Annotated in this window: 8 protein-coding genes; 3 read left to right on the top strand and 5 right to left on the bottom strand. The window is 42.9% G+C overall.

The features are described 5' to 3' along the window. Positions 1-455: 455 nt before the first annotated feature. From ABDZ76_RS17175 to ABDZ76_RS17165, 3 genes are all read left to right on the top strand, one after another. Positions 456-2,978, top strand: coding sequence for a glycosyltransferase (locus ABDZ76_RS17175; RefSeq protein ID WP_343808460.1), 2,523 nt, complete (start codon positions 456-458; stop codon positions 2,976-2,978). A 172-nt stretch (positions 2,979-3,150) separates the two neighbouring features. Further along, on the top strand, positions 3,151-4,002 hold the full coding sequence (locus ABDZ76_RS17170; RefSeq protein WP_343808457.1) for an ABC transporter permease: 852 nt from the start codon (positions 3,151-3,153) through the stop codon (positions 4,000-4,002). A 3-nt stretch (positions 4,003-4,005) separates the two neighbouring features. Further along, positions 4,006-4,746 (top strand): ABC transporter ATP-binding protein, encoded by a 741-nt coding sequence (locus ABDZ76_RS17165; protein ID WP_343808454.1) that lies wholly within the window; start codon positions 4,006-4,008, stop codon positions 4,744-4,746. 101 nt (positions 4,747-4,847) lie between these two features. Here ABDZ76_RS17165 and rfbD read toward each other — a convergent pair whose 3' ends face one another. The 5 genes from rfbD to ABDZ76_RS17140 are packed head-to-tail and all read right to left on the bottom strand — an operon-like array spanning position 4,848 to position 8,784. After that, entirely contained in the window at positions 4,848-5,717 is an 870-nt protein-coding gene (gene rfbD / locus ABDZ76_RS17160) for a dTDP-4-dehydrorhamnose reductase (protein ID WP_343808451.1), read from the bottom strand. Further along, positions 5,714-6,781: a dTDP-glucose 4,6-dehydratase gene (gene rfbB, locus ABDZ76_RS17155; protein WP_343808463.1), complete on the bottom strand. Its 1,068-nt coding sequence runs from the start codon at positions 6,779-6,781 to the stop codon at positions 5,714-5,716. The genes rfbD and rfbB overlap by 4 nt, the downstream gene beginning before the upstream one ends. Before the next feature lie 16 nt (positions 6,782-6,797). Beyond that, complete coding sequence (gene rfbC / locus ABDZ76_RS17150; RefSeq protein WP_343808448.1) at positions 6,798-7,352, bottom strand: dTDP-4-dehydrorhamnose 3,5-epimerase; 555 nt, start codon at positions 7,350-7,352, stop codon at positions 6,798-6,800. Then, positions 7,352-8,230: a glucose-1-phosphate thymidylyltransferase RfbA gene (gene rfbA, locus ABDZ76_RS17145; protein ID WP_343808445.1), complete on the bottom strand. Its 879-nt coding sequence runs from the start codon at positions 8,228-8,230 to the stop codon at positions 7,352-7,354. The genes rfbC and rfbA overlap by 1 nt, the downstream gene beginning before the upstream one ends. 29 nt (positions 8,231-8,259) lie before the next feature. Beyond that, positions 8,260-8,784 carry a glycosyltransferase family protein gene (locus ABDZ76_RS17140; protein ID WP_343808442.1) on the bottom strand — a complete coding sequence of 175 codons (525 nt, stop codon included), beginning with the start codon at positions 8,782-8,784 and terminating at the stop codon, positions 8,260-8,262. Positions 8,785-8,896 lie beyond the last annotated feature (112 nt).

Here is an 8,896-nt window from a genome sequence, read left to right as displayed (position 1 = left end):
CCAGCTTCCTGCTCTTTAATCATCCCGATTATCTGTTCGTCTGAAAACCGTGAGCGTTTCATTGTCCATCTCCTACCAAGGATTGAACTCTACCAAAATCTGGAGGAGTTTGCGGGGCTCACGTCAAATTGATACTTTTTTTGGGGATCACTATACTCACCCCCCATGATAATCTAGGTAAGTCCGTATTTTAACTATGTGAAGGTAATGTATCTTGGGTGTTTCATCTGACATTTTTGATTCAATTAGTGAAAGAGACTTGATGGTGCTTCATTTATCATCATGTCACCATTAAATCGTAGGTATTGCTCTTTAGTGAGCGGCACAGTCATTTCAGGCCGATGTCTGGTAGTCTCAACAATTCTAATGATAGTTGGATATTGAAATCTACGGTTATCACTGTTAATCGGCTGCAGGTTGGGGACTAGGTAGAGTTAAAAGGGTGTGTTGAACAAATGCTGAATCAAAATGGCAGTTTGAGCGATCCATTGTCCCGTTTTGCTGATTTGAATGTCGGGGCAGGGTTCTATGTCTTCGTAGAGGACGCAACCGTCCGAGGGAACGAGTTACTCGTATCGGGGTGGGCCTTTCATAAAGATGCCCGCATTATTTCGGGACAGCTACATATTGTATGCGGCGAAAAGAAATATATTTTTGAAATTTCGATTGGGAGTGAAAGCACGGATGTTTGGCCTGCACCGGGCGAGAGTTCGCAAGCTATGAGGTCGAGCTTTCAGGGCACCGCACTGCTGACAAATATGAAATTTGATAGCGTACGTATTGAATTTTTGGCTGACGATGGTGATAGGGTTGGTGTTGATATACACCCTCGGCGCGAAACTATTCCTTTCATAACATTGTTAGAGCGACTTTGGAACGCTGCAAGTAAACAGCGTATACGTCGAGCGGTATCATGTGTGCTACGAGGTGATTTTAGGTATTTATGGCACCAGCTCTGTCGATTTGGCTCAACCAATCGAATTATACCCGAAAGAGGTGCTTTTCTCGATGTCGCTTTGAATACAATGGCTTCAAATACGACTTACTGGGCCCCGATCAAGAATCGGGTAGATTTAATCATTCCCGTATATAATGGTTATGAATATTTAGAACCGTTATTTTCAAGCCTAAAGCGAAACACATCTTCTCCTCATCGCCTGATTGTGATTGACGATGCAAGTCCTGACCCGCGCATTTGGCCGCTGCTTCAAACTTTAGTTCTAAGCGGGCCGGATGCAATTTTGCAGCGTAACGAGAAAAACCTCGGATTCGTAAAAACAGTAAATAAGGCAGTTCAATTTGCTGAAGGGGATTTTGTTCTTATCAATACTGATATTGAAGTTCCTGCATTATGGTTAGAGCGGTTGATGGCACCCATCGGAGAAGATCGTACCATTGCTAGTGTGACGCCGTTCTCAAATGCGGCAACTATATGCAGCTTTCCTAAGATGAATGCCGATAATGAACTTCTATCTGGTATAGATGCTAATAAATTAGATGCTTGTTTCAGCATGTTAGATCCGAATTTACCTGAAGTTGATGCCCCTACAGGAGTGGGTTTTTGTATGGGGATTAATGGTGACATTTGGAGACAAATAGGTGGTTTTGATGACGAGCTATTCAGTCGGGGATATGGAGAAGAGAATGATTGGTGCCAGCGAGCGATTTCTAAAGGATATCGCAATGTCATTGTTCAAAATTTGTTCATCTACCATAAACATGGCGGCTCTTTTGAATCCGAAACCCGTGCAGCTTTAAGGGATGAAAACTATAGAAAACTGGTAGGGCGGTGGCCTAGGTATCCTTCTGAAGTCGATGCTTTTATCAAAGCGGACCCGCTTGCCCCAGCTCGTCAAATGGCAACGTTGTTAGCATACTGCAACAAAGGCAGCATGCCTCCATCATTAATTATCGATCATGATATTGGTGGAGGAGCAAATACATATCGGCAGAAACTGGTGCAAGACCGCTTAGCTCTTAATCAGCCTGTTTTTGTATTGACAGCACCTCAAAGTTTTGGCGCTACAAAAAATCAATTAACTCTAGATTTCTTCTTCGGAGAGCATCATCAACGATTTGAAAGCAGAGGGCATAGTTGCCTCAGAGCACTATTTAGTGTCGTTCGCTTGGGTGAGATATTTTTTAATAACATTGTAAGCTATCAAGATCCGTTAGATATCGTTCGACTAATTTTGAGCTTAAAAAGTGAGAGTAAAGCTCGATTGGTTTTGGCTCTTCATGATTTTTATATGATAAATCCGTCTTACACTTTGCTTAATGCTGAAGGATATTATCCTGGTATTAATGAGGTTGAAAAGAGTTGGTTGAACATTAACAAGAATCCTTTTGCCTATAATCCACAAAACGAGACGATTGAAGAATGGCATACAGTCTGGGGTAAGTTATCAGACAATGCAGATGAGATATTGTGTTTTTCGGATAACAGCAGAGATCATCTCCTAAAAGTGTATCCAGAATGCGCACCACGCGCGCTAGTTCGACCACACACTTTGCCTGTAGGCTTTGATCGTAAACCACGCTTATTTAATAATAAATACTTAAATATCGCAGTTGTGGGTAGTATAGGTCAATCAAAGGGGGGGGGGATTGTTGCGGAAATATCAAGGATCCTTGCAAAAGAGGATAAACAGGCGCGGGTGACGGTTGTAGGTATATTAGAAGGCGCACCAAACAATTCTAATTTACGGGTGACTGGTCCATATAAGACTGAAAATTTACCCCAAATACTAGAGGAACTTGAGGTAAATGTTTGTTTATTGCCGTCCATTTGGCCAGAGACTTTTTCATATGTTGCTGAGGAACTAATGGTGCTGGATGTACCGCTAGTGTGCTTTGATCTTGGTGCTCCAGCAGAGAGAGTTGTTCATTATCACCGTGGTCAAGTTGCCTCAGAAATGAGTGCGGATGGTGCGCTGCGGACTATTAGGGATTTACTCCATCGCTTAGATGTTTTTTAATAGTATAGGAGAAGTGTATGATTATATCATACACCTTGTAATTGAACCATGTTCCGCCTTAAGGACTTGGTTTACTCTATAAAATAATTATTCTTAGGCTGCTTTGATACTAGGTCTGAATACAAAGAAAGGTGTCCAGCGTGATAATAGTTAGGCTAAGATGGACGCGGACATGAGTGAGAAATTATTGCATAGCGAAAACTATAATATCATTACGCGAATTGAGCCCAAAAGTGGAGTTGGCGTTGCGCTGCGAGATTTAGGAGATGCGATATCTAAATATCGTTTGGCATTGATTTTTGGCTGGCAGGATGTAGCTCAGCGCTATCGACGATCGCGCGTTGGAGCCTTTTGGCTGACATTGAATATGGCCGTTTTTATTGGTGCTCTTGGTCTGATTTTTGGAACGATTTTTCGTACCAATATGCAGGAGTTTTTGCCATATCTCTGCGCAGGGGTAATCACTTGGGGGTTTATTTCGACATCGCTGTCTGAAGGTTGTACTTCATTTAGCTCTTCAGACGGAATTATACTCCAAGTGCGCTTGCCGCTGTTTACACATATTTTGCGTGCACTCTGGAGAAATATGATAATATTCGCACATAATATTATTATTTTTCCAGTCCTCCTCGTCATCGTTGGAGGAACCGTTAATTTTAATGTCTTCTGGGTTATACCAGGCTTCATACTCTTATGTATCAACTTACTTTGGATGATGCTCGTTCTTGCTGTTGTCTGCGCTCGATTCCGTGATATGACACAAGTTATGACGAACATATTGCAGGTGTTGTTTTATGCAACGCCAATCATGTGGATGGTCAAGATACTTCCAGATGACGTTTCCCGAGGATACATCATCTGGAATCCATTCTTTCATTTCCTTGAACTCGTGAGGGCCCCTTTGTTTGGTACACCACCAACGATGCTCAACTGGGGTTCATCTATTCTTTTGGCGTTGATTGGTTGGGCTACCGCAATTATTTTTTTCGGTAAATATCGTTGGCGCGTGGCGTACTGGTTATAGGTAATGAGCTTAATTCATCTTCAAAATGTGAGTGTCGAATTTCCAATTTATAATTCGACTAGTCGCTCACTCAAGAATCGCATGCTAAGTATCGCGACGGGCGGAAAGATCGAACGACGTGCAGATCGGTTGGTAATTGTTCGGGGGCTAGACAATGTGTCTATGACGTTCAAAGACGGTGATCGGATTGGATTGATTGGACATAATGGTTCCGGTAAAACTACCTTGCTCCGCGTTCTTTCAGGCATTTACACACCAACTAATGGGCACGCTATTATCTCTGGGGATTGTGTATCTCTAATTAACATCAACCTTGGTATTGATCCCGATGCAACAGGGAGAGAAAACATTCGCCTTCGTTCGGCAATGATGGGAATGGACCCTATCGAAATAGCCGGAAAACTAGAAGAAATATCGGAGTTTTCGGGGCTTGGCGAATTTTTGGATGTACCATTCCGCACTTATTCCTCAGGCATGCAATTGAGACTAGCATTTGCTACCTCGACCGCTGTTCGTCCCGAAATACTCATCATGGACGAGTGGCTTTCAACAGGGGATGAGGACTTCAAAGAACGTGCGAACAGTCGTATGCGTGATTTGGTAGATTCCACCAAGATACTAGTTCTTGCTAGTCACTCTAAAGAGCTATTGGCCAAAAACTGTAATCGGGTGATCTGGCTTGAGCACGGGCGAGTAAAAATGGATGGCGCGCCCGATACCGTTCTCTCAGCTTATTTTGGTTGATTATGGCTGTCTAACATTCCCAAGGCTATATGTTCTTAAGCGCCTTGGGATTAACTTTACGATTACAATTTTTTAAGTTGTGCCTGTCATAGCATATCGTGTTAACGTTTTGTTTCGTTGAGTTCATTTATCACTAGCAGTGTAGAAGCCTGCCAATTTGGCATGCTGCATGAAAAAGTACGTTTTAGTTTTTCGGTAGATAATCTTGAGTTGTTAGGGCGTTGAGCTTTTGAAGGGTACTCGCTACCACGAATAGCTTTGACGTTAACCGACAGATTTGCAGAAGAAAATATATATTCTGCCCAGTGGTACCATGTCGTATCTGCGTCATCCACTAAATGATAGATACCCCAGCCTTTGAAGCTTTTTTGTGTGGCTTCTTTGCAAATGGTTAGTATTGTATTGGCAATATTGATGGCTGAAGTTGGGTTGCCATGTTGATCTGCTACCACACTGATTTCAGATCTTTCACTACCGAGCCTTAACATAGTTTTTAGAAAGTTGTTTCCATAGGGGCTATAGACCCAAGCTGTACGCAAAATGATGTGCCGCTCATTCGCACTGGCGACTAAGCACTCACCGGCCAATTTACTTTTACCATACACAGATTGCGGATTTGGCGCATCTAACTCTGTATATAGTCCAGCTTTTGTTCCATCAAAAACATAGTCAGTAGAGATATGAACAATTGGAATATTTAGCTTAGCTGCTGCTTCAGCAACAGCTCCAGCTCCCGTAGCATTCACAGCATAAGCAAGATCTGGTTCGTCCTCTGCTTTATCTACGGCGGTATAGGCCGCTGCTGAAACTATAACATCAGGATTGATTGCGGATAAAATTGTATCAATAGTGGTGGGAGAGGCCAAATCTAACTCTGGCCTGCCCAATGCAATTACCTCTGTTTTATCGTCAGCTAATGCTAAAAGACTGCGAACGACTTGACCATTTTTACCAGTAACGGCAATTTTCATGATGTTTCCGAATTCTGACCTAAGCGTTCACCTTTGTAGGTCTGTTCGCGAATAGGACGCCACCACCACTCATTTTGCAGATACCAATCAATTGTTTCCTCTAGGCCACTTTCAAAGCTTTGAGCTGGCTTCCATCCTAGCTCTGAAGAAATTTTGCTGGCATCAATAGCGTAGCGTCGATCGTGTCCAGGACGATCAGAAACGAACGTTATTAATTCGGAATATTTTCGATCATTAGCTCTTGGACGCTTTCGATCTAGGATTTCACATATAGTTTCTACTACCGCGAGGTTGGTCCGCTCTTCATTGCCGCCGATATTATAACTCTCGCCCACACGCCCGTGCCTTACGACTATTTCAAGGGCTTTAGCGTGATCTTCTACAAATAACCAATCTCTAACATTGTTGCCTTTGCCATAGATCGGTAGCTCGCGCTCATGCAATGCATTGAGAATAACGAGAGGAATGAGCTTCTCGGGGAAATGAAATGGTCCATAATTATTCGAACAATTGGAAAGGACAACAGGCAAGCCATATGTTTCATGCCATGCACGTACGAAATGGTCTGAAGCGGCCTTTGAGGCTGAATATGGCGACGAAGGTGCGTATGGTGTTGTTTCGGTAAATATCCCCTCATCAAAAGGCAGATCACCAAAAACTTCGTCTGTTGAGATATGATGGAAGCGGAAGCCTTCTTTTTTCTCTGGGGCTAACCCTCGCCAATAGTTCAATGCAGCGCTCAGCATTCGAAATGTGCCTATCACATTCGTTTCAACAAAGGCTGCAGGGCCATCAATCGACCTGTCTACATGGCTTTCCGCGGCCAAATGCATAATGCTGTCGATTTTTTCATCATTCAAAATAGTAAGAATGGCGTTTTCGTCGCAAATATCTGTGCGATAATGCTTATAATTTGGTTCATTTTCGATTGATCGAAGTGAATTCAAATTTCCCGCATAGGTAAGCTTATCGACATTAATAACCCTAACTCGAGGGTTTTGTACGAGCAAACGACAAACAGCGGATCCAATGAAACCTGCTCCGCCAGTAACTAATATATTCATGTCCTGCATGCCGATCCTACTCAAAAACTTGCGCTTCTTTTAGGTAAGGTGCCGCTGAATCTTTAGCGGAAAGTTGAAACTCATCATCCAAGTTGGGCCAATCAATTGCCAACTGCGGATCATCATAGCGAATATTTCTATCGCATTCGGCTGAATAGTACCCACTTACTTTATATGCGACGATTGTATGTTCTTCCAAGGTAACAAATCCATGTGCAAATCCCTTAGGCACCAAAATCTGATTACCTTTTGCGGCTGTAACCTCAAGAGCAACCCATTTACCGAAAGTGTTGGACTTGCGTCGAATATCCACCGCGACATCCAGAATGGAGCCTTGCAGAACCCTCACAAGTTTATCCTGAGCAAATGGGGGCAATTGGTAATGCAACCCGCGTAATACCCCTTTACGAGCAGAATAAGACTGGTTGTCCTGGACAAAGTCTAGTGAGATGTTATGCGCTTCCAATGTCTCTTTGTTATAGACTTCTGAAAAATAACCTCGGTCATCACCAAAACGATGTGGAATGATTTCGACAACATCGTTGATGGCAAGCTCGTTTACGATCGTCATTAACGTGCTCCCTGCGCAACACGACGCTTGAGGTAATCCGCATACTCAGTTTTGCCGAGATTAGAGGCTCTCTGCAAAACCTGTTCAGCATTCAACCATCCCATTTCATAACCAATCTCTTCTGGGCACGCGATCTTGATACCTTGTCTATGCTCAATGGTTCTCACAAATGATGAGGCTTCGTGAAGGCTTGTGTGCGTTCCTGTATCAAGCCAAGCGTATCCCCGACCTAAACGTTGAACCCGCAACTGCCCTCTCTCCATATAAATATTATTGACCGTGGTGATTTCGAGCTCTCCACGTTCTGATGGCTTGATACTAGCGGCAATATTCACGATGTCATTATCGTAGAAATATAAACCAGTGACCGCCCAATTGGACTTAGGTGTTTTAGGTTTTTCTTCAATAGAGTGAGCAACACCTGTGCCTGGATCAAACGCAACAACACCATAACGCTCAGGATCATCAACATGATAAGCGAAGACGGTAGCCCCAATCTCTTGGTTGATTGCTTGTTTGCAAAGGGCGGGTAAATCGACACCGTAATAGATGTTATCACCTAAAATCATCGCAACAGAGTCTGAGCCGATAAATTCCCGACCAATAATAAAGGCCTCTGCTAATCCGTTTGGATGTTCTTGTTCAGCATAAGAAAGAGTAATTCCAAAGTCTGCACCGTCACCCAGCAATTCTTTAAAGACGGGTAAATCACGCGGAGTTGATATAATCAGTATTTCCCGAATTCCAGCGAGCATAAGTGTGCTCAACGGGTAATAAATCATTGGCTTATCATAAACAGGCAATATCTGTTTTGAGACAGCTAATGTAAGAGGGAATAATCGGGTTCCGCTCCCACCGGCCAAAATTATACCCTTCAATTTATTCTCCTTGCGCTATTAAACGACACTTATTTTCTTGGTAATAAAACAGAAACATAAAGACCAATATTGGCCACACATGTTTGACGTTTTATGCCATTCTTCCATAAAAATATAGCACAACTTATACCACCACGTCGCCGCGCTTCTTGTAATCCTCTTACTATACTCAGATTGTCCGCCGTAAGTAAGCTATGGCAAGCTTCTAAAGCAAGAAGATTGTTATCAATCCATTGCGAATATTGGCCAGATAATAAACCAGAAATTCGTTTCAATATTGCTGCATGCCCAGTGTTTTTTCCAAACACATTGTTTTGGTGTTGACGGTAATCAATTTGAGGCTTTGGATCGTAATAGACCTTTCCTCCAGCCCCCATTAAGACTTGGTAGCACCACCAATCATGATGTAAAAATTTTGTTTTCATAGCACTTTCACGGACAATAGAAAATGCAGCGCTATTGAATACAATTGTATTCCCTCCAGCCAAGCTTTGTGTCAATGAATTGGTGAAAGAAGGAGGCTTGGTAAATAAAGGTGATGACCTGAGCCCCAACACTCCTCCATTTTTCAGGAGAGTCTTGGGTTATACTATTGGCCTTAAGCGGCCTGTTTTTCTAGAGCCATTTTTATGGCGAACTCATTCGGTGTGACATTGCCGAGTGAAG

It is taken from the genome of Paenochrobactrum glaciei, from assembly GCF_039522165.1.
Classification (GTDB): Bacteria; Pseudomonadota; Alphaproteobacteria; order Rhizobiales; family Rhizobiaceae; genus Paenochrobactrum; species Paenochrobactrum glaciei.
This window is presented reverse-complemented; position numbering and strand designations above follow the sequence as displayed.